The sequence below is a fragment of the Bacillus sp. z26 genome (assembly GCF_058313635.1).
In genome coordinates, this window is sequence record NZ_JBZFQM010000002.1 from 785,823 (window position 1) to 807,280 (window position 21,458).

Genomic DNA, 21,458 nt, shown 5'->3' on the forward strand with positions numbered 1-21,458 from the left:
CCTTTTGGTTACCATTCCAAAAGGGGGACTAATTAAAAATGACTAACTGTCATATTTTTTAAAAACAATTGTGGCATTGTGGCCGCCAAATCCAAGTGAGTTACTCATTGCACAGTCTACCTGGCATTTTCTTGCTTCATTTGGGACATAATCCAAATCGCATACCGGATCTGGTGTTTCCAGATTAATAGTGGGTGGAACGATATCATTTTTGATTGCTAAAACCGTATAGATGGCCTCAACTCCACCTGCCGCACCCAATAAATGCCCGGTCATTGATTTAGTTGAACTTACTGGCAGTTTATATGCGTGGTCGCCAAAGACTGTTTTAATTGCCATCGTTTCATAGGAATCATTGTATTCTGTGCTCGTTCCATGAGCATTTATATAATCAATCTGTTCAGGAGCTAAGTTCGCATCATTAATGGCCATTTTCATTGCCCTTGCTCCACCTTCTCCCTCAGGGGCCGGTGCAGTGATATGATGAGCATCTCCTGTCGATCCATATCCAACAATCTCTGCGTAAATTTGTGCATTTCTAGCAAGCGCATGTGACAATTCTTCAAGTACCAGAATTCCTGCACCTTCTCCAATAACAAAACCGTCTCGATTTTTGTCAAATGGACGGCTTGACGTTTTAGGATCTGGATTAAAGGATAAAGCCGTATTGGCACAAAATCCAGCTACTGACATTTTCGTAATGGGCGCCTCCGCTCCACCTGTAATCATCACATCTGCATCCCCACGCTGAATGACTTTAAATGCATCACCAATGGAATTCGTACCCGTGGCACACGCTGTGACTGTACAGGAATTTACTCCTTTCGCTCCAAGAAGTATGGATACTTGTCCAGCAGCCATATCTGGAATAAGCATAGGTACAAAAAATGGACTGACCCGTCGATAGCCTCTTTTTTGGAATGTTTCATATTGCTGTTCGAAAGTCTCCATGCCGCCAATTCCGGATCCAATCCATACACCAACACGATTTTCATTCTCAGGAGTAATCTCCAATTTGGCATCCTCAACAGCCATTTTTGATGCTGCAACTGCATAATGGGTGAATCTGTCCATTTTTCTGGCTTCTTTACGATCAATAAAATCTGTAATCTCAAAGTTCTTGACTTCTCCAGCGGTTTTGGCAGGATATTCATCAGCATTAACTCGGGTTAATGGACCGATTCCTGAAACTCCCGCCAGGAGGTTCTCCCAATTTTCCTGCAGGGTATTACCTATGGGAGATATAATCCCCATACCGGTTACAACTACACGTTTACTTTCCATCACAATCTCTCCTTGAGTTAGACTCGGTTTTTCTTATTTACCCCAACGCATCGCAACGGCTCCCCATGTTAAACCAGCTCCAAAGCCAACTAACACCAACAAATCACCATCCTTAATTTTTCCAGCTTGTACTTCTTCAGCAAGCGCAATCGGAATTGTGGATGAAGATGTATTTCCGTATTTATGAATTGTTTTGGACATTTTTTCGATTGGCAGCTCCAATCTTTGTCTTGCAGCTTCCATAATACGTATATTTGCCTGATGCGGAATAAGAAAGTCCACATCCTCTTTTGTCAGTCCTGCTTTATTTAGAACATTGATGGATGATTCGCCCATTTGTCTAACTGCAAACTTATAGACTTCCCGACCATTCATAGTGAGATAATCTTGCTTTTTTTGCAAGTGTATACCGCCAGATCCATCCGCACCAAGCTCAAAAGATAGAATGCCCTTTCCCTCACTGACAGGGCCCATTACTGCTGCTCCGGCTCCGTCTCCGAATAATACAGCCGTATTGCGGTCATTCCAATCTGTAATTTTTGAAAGTTTTTCTACACCTACTACTAAAATCGTACGGTAACTGCCTGCGATAATAAATTGACTTGCTGTTATTATTCCATAGGTAAAACCAGCACAAGCGGCACTGATATCCATCGCCGCCGCATTCACCGCACCCAATCTTTCCTGAATCATACAGGAAACAGTAGGAAAAGATTGATCTGGTGTAACGGTTGCCACTAAAATCATATCGATTTCTTCAGCAGTCACACCAGCATCTTGCATAGCCCTGATCGCCGCCTCATAGGCCATATGCGAAGAATCCATTGAATCATCGGCAATTCTTCTCTCTTCTATTCCAGTGCGTGTTCGGATCCATTCATCTGACGTATCAACCTTTTTTTCCAAATCAAAGTTTGTCACCACATTTTCAGGAAGATATTTTCCAACTCCTATTATGCCAGCATTCATCCTTACACCCCTCTTGCTATATTCATCTGATTATATTAATTGATATTATGACTTGGTGCTAATTTTAAAAGATTTCTGTCCCTATTGCAACAATTTTCCTAAAAAGATGAATGAATGTCCATACAAGCAAGCATAAGCAACATACATTATTTAGTAAGAATAAATCGTAAATGAGGTGACTGTCTTGAACGAGGAACAACAGAAAGATAGTACAGGAAATCAGGAGGCTTTTAATCGTTTCATGTTTGGTGAACGCGCTATTAAAAGCCAGACGAATAGTCCTCCCCCTGTAGAACAGCAACCATCCAATATAGATTACACTAAACTAATGGAGCATTCCGAAGTATTGATGACAACTTTCAATGAACTGAGTCCATATTTCAAGAAACTACCCGCGCTATTAAGTAAGTTTACAACTTTAATCAAGTAACTACCTATTGCTCATTTCTTTTTAAACGCCCGTCTTTAAATCCCTTTTCATAAGCTTCATCCATAACCGTAAAGAAAATTTCCATAAACGGCTGCAATTGCTGACGTTCTATTTCTAAACCAGCCTCACTTAATTTCTGTTTAATTTCTGAATAATGTTTCATAGCCATGGCCATATATTCAAGTTTTCTCTTCATGTATAACACAACCTTTCTAACTAACGTAAAAAAGAAAAGAGAGGAGGAGATAGGAGATACAGCAACCTAATAGCGCTTGATTTCCCTAACCCTTATATGCTTCTTAACTAAATTAATCCCCTCTTGCGGGGATATTTTTGTGACAGCCACATATTCCTTCATCCCTTGTCTTTGAGAAATCGGATTCCTCGTTTCTCCGTCATCTACAATAATCTGATATCCAATTTCTTTTAATACAAGTTGCCAATGCTTTTCAATATCAGAGTAAACCTGAAAAATACCATCTTCGATTCTTGATATATTTAAAATAGCTGTAACAGCATCACTTATATAGATTGCATCTCTTCTATATTCGTGTTCATATTGTTCAAAGGGAAATTGATCATGACTGAAGCATTTGTAAAAGAAGGTATTCGCTGGCTGCCATGGACCATAGATGGTTGGCATAATGATGGTGGTATTCACTTGATTGGATATATGATCGTTTTCCAGCCACTCTTTATCCATTACAACATAAATAAATGTATCCTCATTTTTTTTAGGGATTTTTTCTATATATTTAAGGCATTCTTTAGATTTTATATCTATGTCACTGATATAGAGAAAATAATTCTCCTTCCATTCACCCATTAGTTGTTCCTGATTTTTTAGTGTAAAATTTGAATTCCTGCCTAAAAATAATTCTTTTTCTTCCTTTTCTATTGGATTGATCCCAGTGGCCAAATCTACCCCAATAACCTCCAAACCTTCTTCCATTAACTTATTGCATATCTCAAATCCAACAAAGGAAAATGGAGACAGAATAATATGTTCAGGCATATAAAAACCCCCTGTCGGTTTATATAAATGTATTAAACCAAACAGAAGGTTATTCAGTTTTAAAGTTTTTTTTCATATTTTTTAAAAAATGAACTGATTTGATATGGAATAATATATCTTTTTTCGGCTGTAATATACTTAATCTCTGCTAAAGGATGTTTATTCAGGAAAGATTGATATTTGAACGGCAGATGACTTTCAAGCTTTTCGAGAATATGAATAACTAATATCGGTACATCCTCGCTTAATCTAATATCTTGTTTTTCCTCCATCCAATCTGCGAATGTATGATCATTCAAATGATAGGCCTGGTATAGCTCGTTTTTCATTTTTTTTAAGAAAAGCTTATTAGCTTTTTCTTTTGCATAGCTCTGTTTTACGGATAATGTCGGGTTCATTAATACAATGGAGCGTATCTTTTCTTTTAATTTTTCACAAATTGTATTTAATAATAATGCACCGGTTCCTTCAGCTAGGATATGAATTCGTTCATTCACAATTTCCTGGCGGATAAAAAAAGCATATAATTCAACAGCCAAGTCCGCTGCTTCATCATTCCCCCAGTGTGCACTGGATAAATGGGAACTAAATAAGGTATATCCTTTAGCCAATAAATTTTCAATCATTTGCTTTTTGCCAGGATGATCCAGCCAAAAATTAGCATTTTCACTTATATAGTGTCGATCCCCACCAAGTAACATAATCGCAAAACCGCTTGGCTGCTCCGGGTAAAAAATGGTTGTCCATTCTTTATTAAGTTGAAACGTTTTATGATTGATCATAACTTTCCCCTCAAATAACCTTAGTCCATTTTAATGTATGTCGTTATAAATCAATATGTCCGGGCTTATTAACCCTCTTATCAGAAAGGAAAATTTATTCAATTATTTCGCATTCATAAACTCTCTTCATTTGGGCTATGTTATGATAAAACCCAATGTAATAAAGGACAAACCATTTTTACATAATTTATTTAAATTGTTTCCAGGGTTTTGTAATGTATGATAAAATAATAACGGATTGTAAATGAACGGGGTGAGAAAATATGAAATATATTTTGACATTTATATGGACATTTGCATTAACACATATGGTGATTTATGTGACAAGTTCAATGGTTGAGGGCGGTAAATATGATTTCAATACGGCTACCATTCTAAGTGTGGTTATTACCTTATTGATTCTAGTCGTTTCAGCCATAATTCCCAATGATCCAGTACACGAATCCGGACATTAATTTATTTCAAAAAAGGGCTGCTATTTAGCGGCCCTTTTTTGATACATATGTCCAATGACGATCATCATTGGTTGTTTCAGGAAAATACTCTCCTGCCTTTAATTTAACCTTCTTCGGGTTAACGACATTACTGCCAGTCTCCCCGATTTCAATATACTCACCATTGTTCGGTGCCTTTTGACCATGTTTAAAATGACGATTCTGTCCCAAAAAAATCCCTCCTTTTGTTCTAGAATCCCCAATTATTCTTCATCTTATTAGCTTGGTTTGACCATTAAATCCACCAAAAGTGCTTTTTGAGCATGTAAGCGATTCCCTGCCTGTTTAATGACGATTGAATGTGCAGAATCAATAATGGATGATGCTACCTCTTCACCTCGGTGTGCAGGTAAACAGTGCATAAATAGGTAATCTGCTTTGGCGCTGGCTGCTAATTGTTCACTTACTTGAAACCCTTTAAAATCAGCCCGCCTTTTTTCATTTTCTTTTTCTTGCCCCATACTGGTCCAAACATCACTATAAATGATATCTGCTTCGGAAACCGCATCCTCTGGACTATAGAACAATTCTATCTTTCCACCAGTAATAATGGACTCTGCCCTTGCTTTCTCCACCAAGCCAAGATTTGGTTCATAACCTGCCGGCGTAGCAATCGCGATATGCATACCCGATTTAACGGCTGCCATCATCAGAGAATTGGCAACATTATTGCCATCACCCACATAGGCAATCTTAATTCCCTGTAGATATCCCTTCTCTTCCTTAATAGTTAATAAATCCGCCAATGCCTGGCATGGATGTTCCAAATCGGTCAATCCATTAATGACTGGTACATTAGCGCTTGCTGCCAATGTATCCGCTCTTTCATGATCGGTAGTGCGTATCATAAGTGCATCTACATATTCTGATAAAACTTTAGCTGTGTCAGCTATCGGTTCACCTCTTCCAAGCTGCGAGTCATTTCCACTTAAAAAGATAGCATGTCCTCCAAGCTGAAGCATACCTGCTTCAAAAGAGACACGTGTTCTCGTTGAATTTTTTTCAAATATCATTCCTAAAATTTTCCCTTTTAAGGGAGTGTCCATATATCCTCTATTCATTCGCGCTTTTAACTCTTCTGCTAAATTCAGCAAATCAGTCAATTGTTCCGCATTAATGTCCTCAATGGACAGAAAATCTTTTTGGCTGAGTATTGATGTAGTGCCATACAGTAGTTTCATATCTGTTTTCCTTTCAGTAATAATATCGATTAATACTTGATACAGAATAAATAAGCATTATACCGTTGTGATACGTAGAGACATTTTGCATACTTCCTTCAGTATAGCTAAAGCTAATAAAAGCTCATCCTTTGAAACAGTCAGAGGGGGAAGCAAACGAATAACATGTGAACCAGCCGGTAAAACAAGTAATTGATGATCAAGGATTTGGCTGATATATGGAGCGGCCTCTACATGTAATTCAATCCCTATCATCATTCCGTCTCCCCTAATTTCTTTTATAACGGGAAGATCGTCAGCCGCTTTTTTCAATTCATTCATGAACCATTCAGCCTTATGCCTGACTCCTGCTAAAAATTCTGGATTACTTATTTGCATTAAGACCGCTTTACTCGCCGCCAATGATATGGGATTGCCACCAAAGGTAGAACCATGCACACCCTTGCCGAATGCTTCATTCAATTCTTTTTTAGCAATCATGGCCCCTATCGGAAGACCATTACCAAGTCCTTTTGCTGTGGTTACAATGTCCGGTTTTATCCCTTGATACTTTAAATATGCATATGGATAGCCTGTTCTCCCATTTCCTGTTTGCACTTCATCTATAATCAGCAAAATATTACCCTCATTGCATAATTGATAAAGACTCTGGAGAAAAGTTTCTTCAATTGGGATAATACCGCCTTCTCCTTGAATAACTTCTACCATAATCGCCGCGGTATCTTCATCAACAGCTGCACGGACTGCCTCCATATCATTAAATGGAACGTAGACAAAGCCTTCGAGCAAAGGCCCGAAACCCTCATGTATGCTGCTTTGCCCAGTAGCAGCCATAGCTCCAAATGTACGTCCATGAAAGGACTGTTGAAAGGTGATGATTTTTGTTTTTCCAGTTGCTCTTCTGGCCAGCTTAAGTGCCGCTTCATTCGCTTCTGCACCGCTGTTGCAAAAAAATACACCCTCCAATCCGGTAAGTTCATTCAGCTTTTCCGCGACTTCTTCCTGTATTGGAAGCTGAAATAAATTAGAGGTATGCCAAAATAACTGTAATTGATTCTCAACAGATTTTTTAACCTCTTCATTCTGATGACCGAGATTAACCACCCCAATGCCGGAAGTAAAATCAAGATACTTCTTTTTCCCCTCAGCTTCAATCCACGAACCTTCCGCTTTTATCGGGGTAATATCCCATTTTTTATAAACTGGTAATAGAGCAGACATTACATCACCCTCTCTTCAGCTCCAAGGAATGTACCCGACCACTTATTATTGGAGAAAAATCCGGATACACCGCTTGTAATTAATATCATTGACGCACCGTGCCTTTTAGCAGTTAAAGCAGCCTGCACTTTCGGAATCATTCCTCCATATATCATGCCTTGATCAATCATTTCGGTAATCTCATATTCCGTTATATGTCTAAGGATTTGATTGCCATTTTGTATGCCTATAACATCCGTTACAAATATGCACATTTCAGCCTGCAATGCCGCTGCGACTGCTCCTGCAGCGGAATCTGCATTCACATTAAGCTTTTTGCCTTCTCTAGACATTGAGATTGGGGTAAGCACAGGATACATTCCATTTGATAATAGACTCTCCAAAAAATGGATGTTCACCTTTGTGATGGTCCCAACCTCCCCAAGCTCTTCTTTATTAATATAATCTGCTTCTAAAATGAATCCGTCTGACCCGTTTATACCGACTGTTTGAAATCCCCTGGATTGTAACTTATGCACTAGCTGCCTATTGGTCTTGCCTGCAAGGACAAGTTCTGCAATCTCAAGAGTCTTCACGGATGTTTTTCTTAATCCATTTTCAAACTGGACAGGGATCTCGAATTTCGCGAGCATGTCATTAATATCAGGACCGCCTCCATGAACAAATACAAAAGAATATCCACGAATCTCTAATTCTGTTAAGCTATCAAAGAAATCATCGGTTAATTGATCAATAATACTGCCACCGCATTTGACAACGATTACCTTCATCAACACATCTCCCCTTATGTTCGATAGCTTGCATTAATTTTTACATAATCATATGTGAGGTCACATCCCCATGCAGTCCCTGTACCAAGTCCATCTGTCAATTGAATCTTGATTTGAACTTCATCACCAAGTAAATAGTCACGTGCTTGTTCCTCATCAAAAAGAATTGGTGCTCCAAAATGAAGAACTTCCACATGTCCAAAAAAGATGCTAACCCGCTCCTGGTTAAAAGGAATATTGCTTCTCCCCATCGCCCCTATAATCCGTCCCCAATTGGCATCTGCACCATATACGGCGGTTTTAACTAAATTTGAGCCAATAACAGTTTTAGCAAGGGCTTGAGCCTCTTGATCTGTTTCTGCCCCTGTTACGAGCACCTCCACAAGTTTAGTAGCCCCCTCACCATCACGAGCAATTTGTTTAGCCAAAGATTCAGAGACCACTTTTAACAGATCGACAAAACGGTTCCACTCCGGATGCTTTTCTGAGAGCATTTGATTATTTGCCATTCCATTCGCCATCACAACGACCATATCATTAGTTGATGTATCACCATCTACAGTAATTTGATTAAAAGATACATTCGTGACCTTTCTTAATGCTCGATGCAAGGCGCTTTTATCCACATTCGCATCTGTTGTAATAAAGCCCAGCATCGTAGCCATATTGGGATGTATCATGCCTGAACCCTTTGCCGCTCCACCCATTGAGACAACAACCCCATCGATTACAGTTTGAAAAGCACAACTCTTTGTCCTTGTATCTGTTGTCAAAATGGCTTCTTCAAAATGGTCGGCCCCTGTCCCATGGTCTGTCAAATTCAGTTTGGCTATTCCATCGCATATTTTATCGATTTCCAAGAATTCACCAATTACTCCGGTAGAGGCAACACCCACGTAGGATGGTGGTAAATCTAATTTTTCCGCGACTTGTGAACGCATCAGATAGGCATCTTTTAATCCACGACTTCCTGTACATGCATTGGCACAAGCACTATTTACTACAATTGCCTGAAGTTTCCCGTCAAATTTTAAGCTTTCTTTTGTTACCAGGATTGGAGCTGCCTGATACGTGTTTAATGTATATACTGCCGCAGCATTCGCCGGAACAGTCGAATATAAAATGGCCAAGTCATTACGTGAATATCGCAAACCTGCATGGATTCCTTCTGCCTGATACCCTTGCGGTGTAAGAATTCCTCCTTTTACTGCCTTGATCTCTTCATTCATAAGTACATTCATTAGTGATCTCCACTCCCTTTGTCTCTTATGGATAGACTGGATAAAAACCTAACCCTTCTGTTTCTTCTAGCCCCATCATGATATTTGCATTCTGAATTGCCTGACCAGCAGCTCCCTTAACTAGATTATCAATCACAGAAACCACCGTAACTCTTCCGGTTCTTTCATCTAATCGGAAACTGATATCACAAAAGTTTGAGCCATAGACTTCCTTTGTGGAAGAAAAGCAATTTTCACCTCGATATCGGAGAAAGTATTCATTTTGATAAGATTCAAGGAAAGCATTGTTGATATGATCAGCTGTAACATCAGGCTTTACTTTTGCATGCATCGTTACCATAATTCCGCGTGTCATAGGGGTGAGATGTGTAGTAAACATAATCGGAGTGAGCGCAGAATCCCATTCTGTTAATTGTTGCTCAATCTCTGGAATATGCTGATGCTGATGAACTTTATAGATTGATAGATTTTCATTTACATGAGAAAAATGGGTTGAATCATTACTCTTTTTACCTGCTCCTGATACACCTGATTTTGCATCGATAATAATGTCAGATGATTCAATTAATTCACTCGATAAAAGTGGTCCCAATCCTAACAAAACAGCAGTAGGGTAACAACCGGGATTTGCAATCAAACGACTCTCACGAATCTTATCCCTGTTCCATTCAGAGAGCCCATACACGCTTTTGTCTAATAAATGACTAGGTGCAGGTGTCTCTTTATACCACTTTTTATACATTTCGCCACTTTTCAACCTGAAATCGCCGGATAGATCTATAATTTTCACGTCATATTCAGATAATTCCGGGATAAGCTCCTTTGAAATACCGCTGGGCAAAGCTAAAAATACAAGCTCACTTTGTTTTGCAATGAGCCCGGGTTCTACTTCATTTAAAATATGTGGGAGAAGTCCATAATATTGCCTATTCTCAGAATCAAGGCTATTTCCAACACTCGACGATGAATATACAGCCGTTAAACAGAAAGTTGGATGATTCGAAAGTAAACGTATCAATTCCATTCCGCTATATCCTGTAGCCCCTACAACAGAGACATCCATGTTTCCACCCCGCTTATTGATTGTATATTCTGTAATATCTATCTATTATAGTATGTATATTTATAAAATTAAATGTATTTTTATTTAAATTCTAAAAATTGGTCTTTATCCCTAATCAACATCGTTAAAATCATTAGCTTCCATGATTAAATGAGTAATAGGTAGAGCAAGTGCCAATCATTCATATATTATTAATCCTTACCTGTTATGGTTGCAAAAGCCGCTATTCACCAAAATTATGATTAACCACCTACCATTTATGTATAGTTTTAATGATCTTTCCAACCTTTATTTAACAACAAAATAAAAGATACTCTAATTTGATCACTACATAGAGGATCCTTATAGCACTGGACTTTTAATAATTTGCTTCATACTTCGTGATATACTAAAGCCTCACTCTAAAAGGACAGTTCTTTCATTCGATATATGAAAAGGTTTTGTTAAAATGCTATATAATTGTTTTTAGATAAAAAATGAAGGTTAGAAAGTGGGAAGGTTATGAAAATTGATACACCAAAAATATCGTTAGAGTTAACCGAAAGGAACTTTTCTGATATTTTTCATGAGGAAGATCCCATACTAGAAATGTGTATAATCTCCAACTCTGATTTTACAAATGAAGTTGTTGATCGAGCACGCCTATATAATTCAGTGATTACTAATTGTCGGTTTTCTAATACCGATTTTAGTCATATTGAATTGGTAGATGTCTGTTTTGAAAATTGCGATTTATCCAATGTTAACTTAAGTAATTCTTCCATTCATAGAGTAGAATTTATTAACTGCAAATTACTGGGATGTAATTTTCCTGAGTCTTCTATTCGTAATGTGAAATTCGAGAATTCGATATTAAACTTATCTACATTTGGATATTCAAAGCTTGAAAAAGTAATATTCAATGAGGTTTCATTAGAAAACGCAGATTTTTATGACTGTAAACTTAAAAAAATAGAATTTAATTTATGTAACCTGAATGGAGCAAACTTTGAACAAACATCATTAAAAGGAATCGATATTAGTTCTTCTAATTTTGACTCACTTATGATTTCCATAAATGATTTAAATGGATGTAAAGTATCAACACACCAGGCTATTCAATTTGCCTCCTTATTAGGATTAATTATTAAAGAATAGTGCTGATGCTTGATATATGGATTTCCTCGGTATCAGATAGCAATTCTCTCTTTTTTAATCATTAAAGGACCTAAAGAAAACCATTGATAAGGGCTTAACGTATGCGTAAGAAACCCTCAACAATATTCAAAAAATAAAGAAGGAATTCAGAATATGGACTCTATAACATCCTTCTGAATTCCTTTTGTCTACAATCAGAAACTCTTATAGAATTAAAGAGTTTTTGTTTTGTCAATTTCTATCTTTTCATTCTTTTTATCATCATCTTCAATCATACCTTTTGTCGCAGTTTTAAACTCTCTTAATGTTTTTCCGAATGCTCTCCCTATTTCCGGAAGCTTTGATGGTCCAAAAATCATTAGTGCGAGTACTAAAATCAGAATAAGCCCTGGTATTCCAATATTTTGAAGCATATATTTCTCTCCCATCCGAATATAAGTCTGCTAAAATTTAACATTATTCTCATAGTCATCCTAACATTCTCATAACTTAAAGACAATTATCTCTACTAGTATTCATTTACAATTGACTTAATCCCGCAATCTTTAGTATGACTATAGTTTTCTTTCCAAGCGGATCATATCCCTGCATAATATTCCGTTTTCATATATGGGCTCAGGGTAATTCCGACTAAAATAATCATGGTCGATCCCCATTATTCTAAAGCCTGCTTTTTGATATAAAGCCAGTTGATTGAGACTAGAGTTCCCGGTTCCAATTTCTGCAATGCGATACCCTTTAGATACTGAAAAAGAACAGCCATATTCAATCAGGGTTTTCGCGTATCCTCTTCCCTGCCATTTTTCATCGATTGATAGGTTCTTAATTTCAACCCGGTCTGGTGTATTTGGACGGATTATTATGATTCCTGCCACATTCCCATTCAGGCAGAGTTCAAAAATCCAGCCTGTTTTACTATACTCATCTATCTGCTGTTTAGAAGGATCTGCTTTCAATAATAGCTCCCAATGTTTGTCAGTGAGTTCTGTACAACTGCTAATCTTTTCAATCATCACTTGTTTCATCCCCATTAATTAATCTATATGTCTAATGCTCGTATGTTTAGTTCATCTAAAGAGAGACAAAATGTCTATTCTAACCTTAACCCAACTCCTAATGTTTTACCAAATAATCACAATCCGGTATCGCTCATATGAAAAAAGACGAACAGCTGTTTATAACAGTGATCGCCTTTTCATACGAAATTATTTGGTTACCTCATCATGATAAGCAATTAAAATAATATCTTTATCTAATTGCTCACTTAGTTCATCCTGATACTCATTTGATTTAATCTTCATTTAATTGTGCTACGTCATAACGATGCATGATGTTCCTCCTGTATGTGTAATGACAAAGAGAACTTCTCTTTCCTTTTTTATCATTCCCATAGGCATTGCATCCGTTTCATGCTTTTACATTTTTTGTCATCTCAAGCTTAAACAGTTCAACTGCCTTAGTTGGATGTTCACTTAATGAGATGGCAGAAACAACGGCAATTCCATCTGCACCTGCTTCTAACACTTCGCGTGTATTGTCCGGTGTTATGCCGCCTATCCCTACAATCGGCAGTTCTGGATAAAGATCTGCCACTTCTCTTAAAAATCTGGTCCCGCTAGGTTTCTTGGCGTCACTTTTCGAATTTGTAGGAAATATAGGTCCTATTCCTACATAATCGGTTCGATATTTAATGGCTTCTTCCACTTCAGCCATAGTGTGTACAGATACGCCAACCCATTTGTTCCCCATCATTTTCCTAACTTTTTGTACCGGTAGATCATCCTGTCCGATATGAATACCATCCGCATTAAGAGCAATCGATAATTCGAGATCATCATTTACAATAAACGGTACATCATATTGTTTACAAAGGCGCTGGCAGTTTTTTGCAAATTCCAGATATTTAGTTCCTGAGAATGCTCCCTCACCCTTTTCCCGAAATTGAAAAGCAGTGATTCCCCCTTTTAATGCTTCTTCAAGCACTTCTAATGGATTGTTTAAGATATTTTGTGAACCCATTACAAAATAAATACGAAGGAGATGTCGATTCAATTTAGAATCACCTCACATTTTTCATACTGATTATAGGCAAAATGATTCGTCGGCCCATGCCCATGTCCCAATTGCAAATCATATTTGATTCCCATTTGGATGAATTTTTTCGCCTCTAAAATTGCTCCAAGGGTCGAATATTCATTTGCAAGAAAAGCCGTAATCGCTGCAGAAAAGGTACATCCTGTTCCATGCGTATTTTTTGTGTGTACTCTTTCCGATTGCAAACTGAATGTCTCTCCACCCACCAAATAGACTGTATCCTCAGCAACCTGTTGATTATCTATATGGCCGCCTTTAATGACCACGCATTCTGCTCCATAGCTCATCATGATTTCTGCTGCCTTTTTTCTATCATCTGCAGTTACGATGTCTATTCCACTCAGTACTTCCGCTTCCGGTATATTGGGCGTAATCATAGTAGAGATAGAGAATAACTTTTTACGCAGGCTGTGAACTGCCTTTTCATGCAATAGACTCGCTCCGCCTTTTGCAACCATAACCGGGTCAATAATAAGTGGGATGTCGAGATCCTTTAGTACGTGGTATACTTCCTCAATAATTTCCTCAGAATATAACATACCTGTTTTAATCGCTGCTACATTAAAATCTTCAACAAGTACTTCAATTTGCTTCCGAACAAACAAAGGATCAACAGGATAGATTTCATGTACTCCGTTTGTATTCTGCGCTGTTAAAGACGTAATGGCTGATGTCCCAAATACTTTTAACTCCTGAAAAGTCTTTAAATCAGCCTGGATTCCTGCTCCACCACCACTATCAGAACCAGCAATCGTCATAACTACTTTCATATCAAGTCCTCCCCTCTGGATAACCGATTCAATTCATTTAAAATAACTGTCTGGAAATCACCTACATAGTTAGATTGTTTACCGGCCAAACTGCCGATAAGTTTATATTCATGTAAAAGTTCCTGCAAATGGACAAGATTTACCTCCTTGATTGTCAATGCAGCAGCAGAAATAGCACTTAACAAGCACCCTGTACCGGTAATCTGTGTCATGTTGATATGGCCTCCTTCTACCATGGTGCATATGGATCCATCCGTTAAAACATCTTTCTCTCCAGATACAATCACAAAGCAGTTATATAAATTGGCGATTTTCTTTGATTCCTTTTTAAGATCCATCTCACCCGATCCACCATCTACTCCCTTTTGTGTCCAGTCGACACAAGCAATGGTGGCAAGCTCCCCTACATTGCAACGAATCAAAGTAAAATCAATTTCTTCCAAGAATTCCTGAACACTTTCTTTACGAAATGTACTCGCTCCCACGCCAACCGGATCAAGTACAACTGGAATACCATGGATATTTGCTGCCTTTCCGGCTGTCAGCATAGCTTCTTTTGTCCGTTTATTGAGTGTTCCAATATTAAGGAGTAAAGCATCTGCTTTACTGACAATTTCCTCTATTTCATTTTCTTCATCAGCCATAATAGGAGCTGCTCCAACTGCCAATAGGCCGTTTGCCTGTAAAGGTGCTACCACATAATTAGTCATACAATGAATAAGTGGCTTCCTATTCCTAATTTGTTTAAGCATTATCTTAACCCCTCCGGAATCCAACTTTGTTTAGACATCACCATTTCTCCAAAAATCCACTCGTACAAAAAGCTTTTATGGAAAAGTTCTATTAACTTGTTTTGCTTTTGTTCATGGGCATGGCGCACATAATAGTTCAAACTCTCTATTGGCAATGTTCCATCGGCGAGCTTTAATATGAATGGATAATCAAACCTCCCTTTCCAGCAAACATACTCCTCTCTTCGCACTTCGTTGCAAAATGCCATTTTCAGCCCTCCATTTTTTGGTGGACGTATGGAAAAAGACCCTTTAATAGTGTGGGTATTTCACATACTAAAAAAGGGTCTCATATCAACTGATGATATTGCTCCCTACGTCAGTATTAACTGTACAGGTTCAAAGGGTCAGGTTTTACCTTCTCAACTCGCATTCATGAGTCCCCCCGCAATCAAAACTATTTAATTGGAAACAAAAAAAGCTCTTCTAAAAACCTGAAGAGCTTTTCGCACATATCCAATAGGCCTATGTACTAATTGCTCCCTACGCCAGTGTTAACTGACAGGTTCAAAGGGTCAGGTTTTAACCTTCTCAACTCGTATAATGAGTCCCCCCGCAAATAATTTGATTATTTTTACTTTATCAGAAATAAAAGCTATTTTCAATCCAGTATGCTAATTACTTTATGCCATTTGCTAATATGGATTTTGATTCAATCGCCTTTTTTAAAGTTCCCCGTTTCCTCATTACCACTGCATAAAAGAAGAGAGCCCATAAAACAGCTCTCTCCTGAAAATTCTTTTCTCAATTATCGGATGCCCAAGGCAATTTTTGCATAGCGGGACATACGATCCTTTGTCCATGCCGGTGTCCAAACAATATCCACATCTACATTTTTCACTTCCGGCAGTTCTTTTAATGCATACCGTACCTGATCGACAATGGTACCAGCCAAAGGACAGCCCATAGCTGTTAAAGTCATTTTAACTGTGACGTCACCTTCTTCAGTCATGTCCACATCATAGATTAACCCTAGGTTTACTATATCAATACCCAATTCTGGGTCTAAAACTTCTTCTAATGCACTCATAATACTATCTTTCATGTCTTGGTCCATATTCATTCTCCTTCCATTACATTCATGCTTCAATCCTACCAAACTTTGGGCAATCTGACCATTCTTATTCCTTATACAAGCTTCTCTTCTATCCAGTTTACAGCCTCTAACAACCCTTTTCTTGTTACAGCGTGTCCGGCATTTTTTTCAGATATATAAGTAATCATCCCTGTTTCTACTTTTTCTTGGTGTTTATCAATAAATGCACGACTACCTGCAATAGGTACGACCGGATCCATTTCCCCATGCCAGATGAAAAGTGGCCGATTTCTTAATTTTTCAGGTTGCAGGGATAAATCAAATTTTTCAAGAGAACTGAATACTTTCCATTTCTCTTCTTCCGTAAATCCCAAATCAATTCCCTGTTTCTCAAATTCATTCACTTGGTACTCTGCAAACTTTCTATAGGCCGGATTCCCCATCATACTTACTCCAACACGAATCCAATCATATTGAGTTAACGCACCAAGCGTCGTGATTGCGCCCATAGATGTCCCGCCAAGGCCTATACAATCATAAATCGCTAATCCATGTTCAGTGATATATTTTTTAATTATATGAAGTTCTTTTATGGAAGTTATGACAATTTTCCAAAATGACCTAGATAAATTCTGTGTATCCCCATCTTCACGTTCCCCGTGCAAGGACGCCTCGGGCAAAAATACTCTGAAACCTTTTTCTGCCAGGAGGTAAGCATAGTGTAAATTATGTTCTTTGGCGCTGGTGAACCCATGAAGAAATATAAATCCAGGAATAGGGACATTATTCATATCCTGCTTACCTACAATAAGCATGGGAATGTGTTCTACATATACTTTTTCTACTTGTATCATTGTTATTCCCCATTCTTTACATATATTTTACAAACCAAACAATACCAATAAACCTTTATACTTGTTATGATATATAAAAGAAGATTCTAAATGGAATTAATTTAACTTATAATTCTAGAATAAACTTAATTTAGAAGGAGAGCCATATGACAGATAAACATTTAATTGTACTTGATTTAGATGGAACTTTGTTGAAAGATGATAAAACCATCTCTCCTCGTACTAAAAACGTATTGCAAACATTACAAAATAATGGCCATGAAGTCATGATTGCAACGGGCAGACCTTACCGTTCCAGCGAACCATACTATCGTGAAATGCAATTTAAGACACCGATTGTAAATTTCAATGGTGCCTTTATCCATCATCCCCTGCATTCAGACTGGGGCATGCATCATTCACCGCTTGATATTAAAGTTGCCAAAGAGATCGTGGAAGCTTTGAATGATTATCGTTTCCACAATATAATCGCCGAAGTAAAAGATGATGTGTATTTCCATTACCATGATGAAAAATTAATCGATATTTTTCAACTCGGAAGCCCTAGTGTAACTACAGGAGATCTCCGCCAATTTTTACAGTCGGCCCCTACATCCATGCTCATACATTCCGATGAAAATGATGTTGCCGAGATCAGAAAACATCTTTCAGATGTCCATGCTGAAGTTATTGATCACAGGCGCTGGGCAGATCCATGGCATGTTATAGAAATCGTAAAAAGTGGGATGAGTAAAGCCGTTGGTGTTGATTTGGTCGCAAAAGATTTAGGGATATCCAGAAAGAATATTATCGCATTTGGCGATGAAGATAATGATTTAGAAATGCTTGATTATGTTGGCACTGGCGTCGCTATGGGTAATGGCATCGAACAGCTGAAAACGGTAGCTAATCATATTACGTTATCGAATGAAGAGGATGGAATAGCCGTCTTTCTTGAAGAAAAATTCAATATTAAGTCTGCGTGACTAACAATATCTCCTGTTGGTTATGATAAAAACGACTCGTTTTAGAGTCACAACTTGAATGCGGGAGGTTTTTCCATGGGAAAAAGGAATAAATCAAAGCGCTTTGTCCAACAGGGTAAGACCGCTGTTTCCAAACATAGTGAGCGATTCCCATATCGGACAACTATGGAAGAGGCGGAAGCAGCAGAAAATTCTACCTGTGGAGGACTGTAATGCGTAATGAATTATTTAACCGTGCTCAGAAAGCAGTAGAATTAGCCCAGATAAAAGGCTCTAATCAGCAAGAATTAATTACCAAAGCACGCAATGAGCTTTCTTCTGCATTTGCAAACTCTACTCTGGCTGAGCAGGCTCAATTGCATACCATGCAGGATATACTGGATTCCCTAGAAAAGCATTCAAACTAATGAAAAAGAGCACAAGACTAAGGTCTTGTGCTCTTTTTTTAATCTTTACGGAAAGAACCGATAACACCGGTAGATTGAACGATATTCGTAAAGGCATGTGGGTCGACTTCCTGAATAATACTCTGCAAATCATAAAGTTCATAACGGCTGATTACAATCATCAGCATATTTTTATCTTCACCAGTAAAGGCTCCGACAGCAGGAATCATCGTAATTCCGCGTACCAACTTGGAATGAATGGCCTGTTTCAATTCATCGGCGTGTCTCGTTACAATCATAGCCGTAACTTTTATATGTGTTGTATGAATAGCATCAATCACTCTCGTAGATACATATAAGGAAATCATGGTATAAAGTGCCTGTTCTTCTGAATACATAAGACCAGCTATTGCCACAATAGCTCCATTCAGCATTAAAAAGTAAATACCAATTGGCTTATCATTGATCCTTGAAAGAATCATTGCCACAATATCCATACCACCCGTGGATGCACCAAATCGTAAGGTGATTCCAATACCGGCTGCTCCAATTACACCACCGAATACAGCATTTAGAATAATATCATCGGAATAGGATTGCACAGGTAAAATTTCCAAGAATAAAGACATTAATAGAACTGCTATAAAACTGTACATTGTAAATGAACGCCCAACCTTAAACCAGGCTAGAACAGCAATTGGAATATTAAGAGCAAGTAATAATACCCCCGTTGATACATTGATATTCGTAAACATGTCCAATGCTGCAGAAATAATTTGTGCTGTACCCGTAAACCCACTCGCAAATATGTTCGCGGGAATTAAGAAATAGTTCATTGCAATTGCATTTAATAAAGCTCCAATCACAACAGCAAGTACTTTTTTTGTTTCATTCCAAACCAATTTTAGCTCCTCCTTATGTTGACAACTACAAATAAATTCCCCATGATAAGATAGGTGTGTGAACAATTTTGTTTTCTAAAAAAGATTGTAGACTTATAATTAAACTAAGAAAATTTTAAAAAAGTAGGTGTCTATATGAGTGTACAAATTTTGGCCGATAGTGCAAGTGATTTGCCATTAGAATACTTCCAGGATAACAACATCATTCTTTTTCCATTAAAAGTACATCTTGATGACAATGAATATGATGATCAAGTTACCATCAAACCAAAAGTAGTCTACGATGCCATGCGATCAGGAAAATCACCTAAAACATCACAGGTGTCTCCACAAAATTTTTATGAAAAATTTGAACAGCTGGCAAAAAATAAACAACCCGGCCTTTATATCGCCTTTTCTTCCGAATTAAGCGGTACCTACCAAACAGCGGTTATGATGAGAGACGAAGTTAAAGCTGAGTACCCAGATTTTCATTTGGAAATAATAGATAGCAAATGTGCATCCTTAGGATATGGTCTAGTCGTCATGGAAGCCGTACGCAAGGCTGCCAAAGGAGCCACCATGGAAGAACTGAAAAAAACAGCACAGTTTACTGCCTCCCATATGGAACATTTGTTTACCGTGGACAATGTGGAATACCTGGCTCGAGGCGGACGAATATCCAAAACTTCAGCTTTTATCGGCGGATTATTGAATATCAAGCCACTGTTAAATGTTGAAGATGGTAAACTGATCCCACTAGACAAATTCCGCGGCCGCAAAAAACTAATGCAAGCCGTAATCGATACCATGAAAGAACGCGGTGACCAATTAGATAAACAAATAATTGGTATCAGCCATGGTGACGACATCGAAAAGGCTATGGAATTTAAGCAATTGATTGAAGAAAATTTCCACCCAAAATCTGTTTATATTTCATCTGTCGGCGCAACTGTTGGCGCACATGCCGGTCCAGGAACAATCGCTATTTTCTTCCTAAACAAACTATCCTGACTCTGTATTCTGATGTATACATATTTTTCCCTACTAGCAACATACTAGACATATTCACAGTAAATAAATTGCAAGGGGGATAGCACACATGGCCTATCATACTTCAGATAACAATAAAAAAGCCAGAGATAATCAAGCTAAGCATGAATTAAAAAATATCCAGGAAGAGAAAAACCGAAAAGCCGGGAAAAAATCTTTTTCAAAAAAAACTGATCACTTATAAGTAAAATCTCCATCTCACATCTTAACTGTGTATAAAGAGGATTTCAATTAAAATCCTCTTTTTTAATTGTATTTGAACTTATATAGAGGTTTTTTTATAATGAAAATAAAAAACGGAGGGATAATATGGCTAAAGAAAGCTCATTTGACGTTGTTTCAAAAATTGACCTATCCGAGGTATCAAACGCTGTTACGATGGCTGTGAAAGAAATTAAAACACGCTATGATTTTAAAGGAAGTAAAAGTGATATTCATCTGGAAAATGAAGAACTCGTTCTTGTTTCTGATGATGATTACAAAATGGAGCAACTGAAAGATGTTTTAATCAGTAAACTGATTAAACGTGGCGTTCCTATAAAAAACCTTGATTATGGAAAACTGGAGGGTGCTTCAGGCGGGACAGTTCGGCAAAGAGCTAAATTGGTACAAGGCATAGACAAAGAAAATGCCAAGAAAATCAATGCTATCATTAAAAATTCAGGTAACAAAGTAAAATCCCAAATACAGGATGATCAAATCCGCGTGACGGGAAAAAACAAAGATGATCTTCAGCAAGTTATCGCCGCGATTAGGGAAGCTGATCTTTCCATCGAGGTTCAATTTATCAACTTCCGCTAGTAGTTACATAGGCTGAAAGAGAAAAAGCTTAAATAAACTGCACCTCTATTGCCAAATCCAATTTAACAATTGCAGGTGCAGTTATTATACTGGATTTACTCCGAATGAATAATCATTTCTATCTATTTTAAGACCCTCTTCAACTACGTTGCACCCCTCTTTTTATTACCAAACAGCTAAATAATTATACTTTCCAATGTTTCTTTTTCCATAAATGAGGAATAACAATAGGGAAACATT

Annotated in this window: 29 protein-coding genes and 2 riboswitches; of the genes, 9 read left to right on the forward strand and 20 right to left on the reverse strand. The window is 37.8% G+C overall.

The genetic code is table 11. The features are described from left to right. Positions 1–42: 42 nt before the first annotated feature. Both fabF and AC4G3K_RS08970 read right to left on the reverse strand, forming a co-directional pair. Positions 43–1,284: a beta-ketoacyl-ACP synthase II gene (gene fabF / locus AC4G3K_RS08965; protein ID WP_491076526.1), complete on the reverse strand. Its 1,242-nt coding sequence runs from the start codon at positions 1,282–1,284 to the stop codon at positions 43–45. 33 nt (positions 1,285–1,317) lie between these two features. Next, positions 1,318–2,253, reverse strand: coding sequence for a beta-ketoacyl-ACP synthase III (locus tag AC4G3K_RS08970; RefSeq protein ID WP_491076525.1), 936 nt, complete (start codon positions 2,251–2,253; stop codon positions 1,318–1,320). Positions 2,254–2,437: 184 nt separating this feature from the next. Between AC4G3K_RS08970 and AC4G3K_RS08975 the strand changes: the two genes are divergently transcribed. Next, on the forward strand, positions 2,438–2,683 hold the full coding sequence (locus AC4G3K_RS08975; protein WP_491076524.1) for a hypothetical protein: 246 nt from the start codon (positions 2,438–2,440) through the stop codon (positions 2,681–2,683). 4 nt (positions 2,684–2,687) lie between these two features. Here the strand turns inward: AC4G3K_RS08975 and AC4G3K_RS08980 are convergent, their stop codons facing one another. From AC4G3K_RS08980 to AC4G3K_RS08990, 3 genes are all read right to left on the reverse strand, one after another. Then, positions 2,688–2,879 (reverse strand): ComZ family protein, encoded by a 192-nt coding sequence (locus AC4G3K_RS08980; protein WP_491133099.1) that lies wholly within the window; start codon positions 2,877–2,879, stop codon positions 2,688–2,690. A gap of 66 nt (positions 2,880–2,945) precedes the next feature. Then, positions 2,946–3,698 (reverse strand): Rossmann-fold NAD(P)-binding domain-containing protein, encoded by a 753-nt coding sequence (locus tag AC4G3K_RS08985; protein ID WP_491133100.1) that lies wholly within the window; start codon positions 3,696–3,698, stop codon positions 2,946–2,948. A 59-nt stretch (positions 3,699–3,757) separates the two neighbouring features. Beyond that, on the reverse strand, positions 3,758–4,480 hold the full coding sequence (locus AC4G3K_RS08990) for a hydrolase (protein WP_491076521.1): 723 nt from the start codon (positions 4,478–4,480) through the stop codon (positions 3,758–3,760). Between the two features lie 263 nt (positions 4,481–4,743). Between AC4G3K_RS08990 and AC4G3K_RS08995 the strand changes: the two genes are divergently transcribed. Then, positions 4,744–4,935 carry a YjzD family protein gene (locus tag AC4G3K_RS08995; protein ID WP_491133101.1) on the forward strand — a complete coding sequence of 64 codons (192 nt, stop codon included), beginning with the start codon at positions 4,744–4,746 and terminating at the stop codon, positions 4,933–4,935. Positions 4,936–4,959: 24 nt separating this feature from the next. Here AC4G3K_RS08995 and AC4G3K_RS09000 read toward each other — a convergent pair whose 3' ends face one another. Genes AC4G3K_RS09000 through argC form a run of 6 tightly spaced genes read right to left on the reverse strand, consistent with a single transcriptional unit; the run spans position 4,960 to position 10,450 of the window. Beyond that, positions 4,960–5,145 (reverse strand): YjzC family protein, encoded by a 186-nt coding sequence (locus AC4G3K_RS09000; RefSeq protein WP_491133102.1) that lies wholly within the window; start codon positions 5,143–5,145, stop codon positions 4,960–4,962. Between the two features lie 47 nt (positions 5,146–5,192). After that, complete coding sequence (gene argF, locus AC4G3K_RS09005; RefSeq protein WP_491076518.1) at positions 5,193–6,155, reverse strand: ornithine carbamoyltransferase; 963 nt, start codon at positions 6,153–6,155, stop codon at positions 5,193–5,195. A 57-nt stretch (positions 6,156–6,212) separates the two neighbouring features. Then, positions 6,213–7,376 (reverse strand): acetylornithine transaminase, encoded by a 1,164-nt coding sequence (gene argD / locus AC4G3K_RS09010; protein WP_491133103.1) that lies wholly within the window; start codon positions 7,374–7,376, stop codon positions 6,213–6,215. Next, positions 7,376–8,146 (reverse strand): acetylglutamate kinase, encoded by a 771-nt coding sequence (gene argB, locus AC4G3K_RS09015; protein ID WP_491133104.1) that lies wholly within the window; start codon positions 8,144–8,146, stop codon positions 7,376–7,378. Before argB ends, argD begins: the two co-directional genes overlap by 1 nt. A 14-nt stretch (positions 8,147–8,160) precedes the next feature. After that, positions 8,161–9,387, reverse strand: a complete 1,227-nt coding sequence (gene argJ / locus AC4G3K_RS09020) for a bifunctional ornithine acetyltransferase/N-acetylglutamate synthase (RefSeq protein WP_491133105.1) — start codon at positions 9,385–9,387, stop codon at positions 8,161–8,163. 25 nt (positions 9,388–9,412) lie between these two features. Next, the gene (argC, locus tag AC4G3K_RS09025) at positions 9,413–10,450 is read right to left on the reverse strand and encodes an N-acetyl-gamma-glutamyl-phosphate reductase (protein WP_491133106.1); all 1,038 of its coding nucleotides are present in this window, start codon (positions 10,448–10,450) and stop codon (positions 9,413–9,415) included. A gap of 501 nt (positions 10,451–10,951) precedes the next feature. Here argC and AC4G3K_RS09030 point away from each other — a divergent pair. Then, positions 10,952–11,587 (forward strand): pentapeptide repeat-containing protein, encoded by a 636-nt coding sequence (locus tag AC4G3K_RS09030; RefSeq protein ID WP_491133107.1) that lies wholly within the window; start codon positions 10,952–10,954, stop codon positions 11,585–11,587. A gap of 212 nt (positions 11,588–11,799) precedes the next feature. On the opposite strand, the gene AC4G3K_RS09035 is transcribed toward AC4G3K_RS09030, so the two are convergent. The 8 genes from AC4G3K_RS09035 to AC4G3K_RS09070 all read right to left on the reverse strand — a co-directional run bounded on the left by AC4G3K_RS09035 (position 11,800) and on the right by AC4G3K_RS09070 (position 17,132). Next, positions 11,800–12,000: a twin-arginine translocase TatA/TatE family subunit gene (locus AC4G3K_RS09035; RefSeq protein ID WP_491076512.1), complete on the reverse strand. Its 201-nt coding sequence runs from the start codon at positions 11,998–12,000 to the stop codon at positions 11,800–11,802. A gap of 141 nt (positions 12,001–12,141) precedes the next feature. After that, positions 12,142–12,600 (reverse strand): GNAT family N-acetyltransferase, encoded by a 459-nt coding sequence (locus tag AC4G3K_RS09040; RefSeq protein ID WP_491076511.1) that lies wholly within the window; start codon positions 12,598–12,600, stop codon positions 12,142–12,144. Between the two features lie 394 nt (positions 12,601–12,994). Continuing rightward, positions 12,995–13,639, reverse strand: a complete 645-nt coding sequence (gene thiE / locus AC4G3K_RS09045; protein ID WP_491133108.1) for a thiamine phosphate synthase — start codon at positions 13,637–13,639, stop codon at positions 12,995–12,997. Continuing rightward, complete coding sequence (gene thiD, locus AC4G3K_RS09050; RefSeq protein ID WP_491133109.1) at positions 13,636–14,451, reverse strand: bifunctional hydroxymethylpyrimidine kinase/phosphomethylpyrimidine kinase; 816 nt, start codon at positions 14,449–14,451, stop codon at positions 13,636–13,638. The genes thiE and thiD overlap by 4 nt, the downstream gene beginning before the upstream one ends. Then, positions 14,448–15,203 (reverse strand): hydroxyethylthiazole kinase, encoded by a 756-nt coding sequence (gene thiM, locus AC4G3K_RS09055; RefSeq protein WP_491133110.1) that lies wholly within the window; start codon positions 15,201–15,203, stop codon positions 14,448–14,450. Before thiM ends, thiD begins: the two co-directional genes overlap by 4 nt. Beyond that, positions 15,203–15,451 carry a hypothetical protein gene (locus AC4G3K_RS09060; protein ID WP_491076507.1) on the reverse strand — a complete coding sequence of 83 codons (249 nt, stop codon included), beginning with the start codon at positions 15,449–15,451 and terminating at the stop codon, positions 15,203–15,205. Before AC4G3K_RS09060 ends, thiM begins: the two co-directional genes overlap by 1 nt. A gap of 85 nt (positions 15,452–15,536) precedes the next feature. Continuing rightward, a riboswitch (TPP riboswitch) is annotated at positions 15,537–15,639 on the reverse strand. Between the two features lie 66 nt (positions 15,640–15,705). Further along, positions 15,706–15,807: riboswitch (TPP riboswitch) on the reverse strand. Positions 15,808–15,990: 183 nt separating this feature from the next. Continuing rightward, the gene (locus AC4G3K_RS09065; protein WP_491076506.1) at positions 15,991–16,299 is read right to left on the reverse strand and encodes a metal-sulfur cluster assembly factor; all 309 of its coding nucleotides are present in this window, start codon (positions 16,297–16,299) and stop codon (positions 15,991–15,993) included. A gap of 71 nt (positions 16,300–16,370) precedes the next feature. Continuing rightward, complete coding sequence (locus AC4G3K_RS09070) at positions 16,371–17,132, reverse strand: prolyl oligopeptidase family serine peptidase (RefSeq protein WP_491133111.1); 762 nt, start codon at positions 17,130–17,132, stop codon at positions 16,371–16,373. 146 nt (positions 17,133–17,278) lie between these two features. On the opposite strand from AC4G3K_RS09070, the gene AC4G3K_RS09075 reads away from it, so the two are divergent. The 3 genes from AC4G3K_RS09075 (at position 17,279) to AC4G3K_RS09085 (ending at position 18,504) form a co-directional block, all read left to right on the forward strand. Beyond that, positions 17,279–18,097, forward strand: coding sequence for a Cof-type HAD-IIB family hydrolase (locus tag AC4G3K_RS09075; RefSeq protein WP_491076504.1), 819 nt, complete (start codon positions 17,279–17,281; stop codon positions 18,095–18,097). 75 nt (positions 18,098–18,172) lie between these two features. After that, positions 18,173–18,310, forward strand: a complete 138-nt coding sequence (locus AC4G3K_RS09080; protein ID WP_491076503.1) for a hypothetical protein — start codon at positions 18,173–18,175, stop codon at positions 18,308–18,310. Beyond that, entirely contained in the window at positions 18,310–18,504 is a 195-nt protein-coding gene (locus AC4G3K_RS09085; RefSeq protein ID WP_491076502.1) for a DUF3813 domain-containing protein, read from the forward strand. Before AC4G3K_RS09080 ends, AC4G3K_RS09085 begins: the two co-directional genes overlap by 1 nt. A 38-nt stretch (positions 18,505–18,542) precedes the next feature. Here the strand turns inward: AC4G3K_RS09085 and AC4G3K_RS09090 are convergent, their stop codons facing one another. Further along, positions 18,543–19,385 (reverse strand): YitT family protein, encoded by an 843-nt coding sequence (locus tag AC4G3K_RS09090; protein WP_491076501.1) that lies wholly within the window; start codon positions 19,383–19,385, stop codon positions 18,543–18,545. A gap of 135 nt (positions 19,386–19,520) precedes the next feature. Here AC4G3K_RS09090 and AC4G3K_RS09095 point away from each other — a divergent pair, with 135 nt between their 5' ends. The 3 genes from AC4G3K_RS09095 to AC4G3K_RS09105 all read left to right on the forward strand — a co-directional run bounded on the left by AC4G3K_RS09095 (position 19,521) and on the right by AC4G3K_RS09105 (position 21,218). Beyond that, positions 19,521–20,378 (forward strand): DegV family protein, encoded by an 858-nt coding sequence (locus AC4G3K_RS09095; protein ID WP_491076500.1) that lies wholly within the window; start codon positions 19,521–19,523, stop codon positions 20,376–20,378. A gap of 88 nt (positions 20,379–20,466) precedes the next feature. Continuing rightward, positions 20,467–20,601 carry a DUF3941 domain-containing protein gene (locus AC4G3K_RS09100; protein WP_491076499.1) on the forward strand — a complete coding sequence of 45 codons (135 nt, stop codon included), beginning with the start codon at positions 20,467–20,469 and terminating at the stop codon, positions 20,599–20,601. 125 nt (positions 20,602–20,726) lie between these two features. Beyond that, positions 20,727–21,218 (forward strand): YajQ family cyclic di-GMP-binding protein, encoded by a 492-nt coding sequence (locus AC4G3K_RS09105; protein WP_491076498.1) that lies wholly within the window; start codon positions 20,727–20,729, stop codon positions 21,216–21,218. Positions 21,219–21,458 lie beyond the last annotated feature (240 nt).

What these genes read in the sequence shown, in the direction of transcription:
- AC4G3K_RS09040 (WP_491076511.1), bottom strand. Translation starts at nt 12,600, where the DNA reads ATGATTGAAAAGATTAGCAGTTGTACAGAACTCACTGACAAACATTGG.
- AC4G3K_RS09065 (WP_491076506.1), bottom strand. Translation starts at nt 16,299, where the DNA reads ATGGACCAAGACATGAAAGATAGTATTATGAGTGCATTAGAAGAAGTT.
- AC4G3K_RS09075 (WP_491076504.1), top strand. Translation starts at nt 17,279, where the DNA reads ATGACAGATAAACATTTAATTGTACTTGATTTAGATGGAACTTTGTTG.
- AC4G3K_RS09080 (WP_491076503.1), top strand. Translation starts at nt 18,173, where the DNA reads ATGGGAAAAAGGAATAAATCAAAGCGCTTTGTCCAACAGGGTAAGACC.
- AC4G3K_RS08985 (WP_491133100.1), bottom strand. Translation starts at nt 3,698, where the DNA reads ATGCCTGAACATATTATTCTGTCTCCATTTTCCTTTGTTGGATTTGAG.
- AC4G3K_RS09060 (WP_491076507.1), bottom strand. Translation starts at nt 15,451, where the DNA reads ATGGCATTTTGCAACGAAGTGCGAAGAGAGGAGTATGTTTGCTGGAAA.
- AC4G3K_RS09070 (WP_491133111.1), bottom strand. Translation starts at nt 17,132, where the DNA reads ATGATACAAGTAGAAAAAGTATATGTAGAACACATTCCCATGCTTATT.
- argF (WP_491076518.1), bottom strand. Translation starts at nt 6,155, where the DNA reads ATGAAACTACTGTATGGCACTACATCAATACTCAGCCAAAAAGATTTT.
- fabF (WP_491076526.1), bottom strand. Translation starts at nt 1,284, where the DNA reads ATGGAAAGTAAACGTGTAGTTGTAACCGGTATGGGGATTATATCTCCC.
- thiD (WP_491133109.1), bottom strand. Translation starts at nt 14,451, where the DNA reads ATGAAAGTAGTTATGACGATTGCTGGTTCTGATAGTGGTGGTGGAGCA.
- AC4G3K_RS09030 (WP_491133107.1), top strand. Translation starts at nt 10,952, where the DNA reads ATGAAAATTGATACACCAAAAATATCGTTAGAGTTAACCGAAAGGAAC.
- AC4G3K_RS09085 (WP_491076502.1), top strand. Translation starts at nt 18,310, where the DNA reads ATGCGTAATGAATTATTTAACCGTGCTCAGAAAGCAGTAGAATTAGCC.
- AC4G3K_RS08990 (WP_491076521.1), bottom strand. Translation starts at nt 4,480, where the DNA reads ATGATCAATCATAAAACGTTTCAACTTAATAAAGAATGGACAACCATT.
- AC4G3K_RS08980 (WP_491133099.1), bottom strand. Translation starts at nt 2,879, where the DNA reads ATGAAGAGAAAACTTGAATATATGGCCATGGCTATGAAACATTATTCA.
- argB (WP_491133104.1), bottom strand. Translation starts at nt 8,146, where the DNA reads ATGAAGGTAATCGTTGTCAAATGCGGTGGCAGTATTATTGATCAATTA.
- AC4G3K_RS09100 (WP_491076499.1), top strand. Translation starts at nt 20,467, where the DNA reads ATGGCCTATCATACTTCAGATAACAATAAAAAAGCCAGAGATAATCAA.
- AC4G3K_RS09105 (WP_491076498.1), top strand. Translation starts at nt 20,727, where the DNA reads ATGGCTAAAGAAAGCTCATTTGACGTTGTTTCAAAAATTGACCTATCC.
- thiM (WP_491133110.1), bottom strand. Translation starts at nt 15,203, where the DNA reads ATGCTTAAACAAATTAGGAATAGGAAGCCACTTATTCATTGTATGACT.
- argC (WP_491133106.1), bottom strand. Translation starts at nt 10,450, where the DNA reads ATGGATGTCTCTGTTGTAGGGGCTACAGGATATAGCGGAATGGAATTG.
- AC4G3K_RS08970 (WP_491076525.1), bottom strand. Translation starts at nt 2,253, where the DNA reads ATGAATGCTGGCATAATAGGAGTTGGAAAATATCTTCCTGAAAATGTG.
- AC4G3K_RS08995 (WP_491133101.1), top strand. Translation starts at nt 4,744, where the DNA reads ATGAAATATATTTTGACATTTATATGGACATTTGCATTAACACATATG.
- AC4G3K_RS09035 (WP_491076512.1), bottom strand. Translation starts at nt 12,000, where the DNA reads ATGCTTCAAAATATTGGAATACCAGGGCTTATTCTGATTTTAGTACTC.
- argJ (WP_491133105.1), bottom strand. Translation starts at nt 9,387, where the DNA reads ATGAATGTACTTATGAATGAAGAGATCAAGGCAGTAAAAGGAGGAATT.
- argD (WP_491133103.1), bottom strand. Translation starts at nt 7,376, where the DNA reads ATGTCTGCTCTATTACCAGTTTATAAAAAATGGGATATTACCCCGATA.
- AC4G3K_RS09095 (WP_491076500.1), top strand. Translation starts at nt 19,521, where the DNA reads ATGAGTGTACAAATTTTGGCCGATAGTGCAAGTGATTTGCCATTAGAA.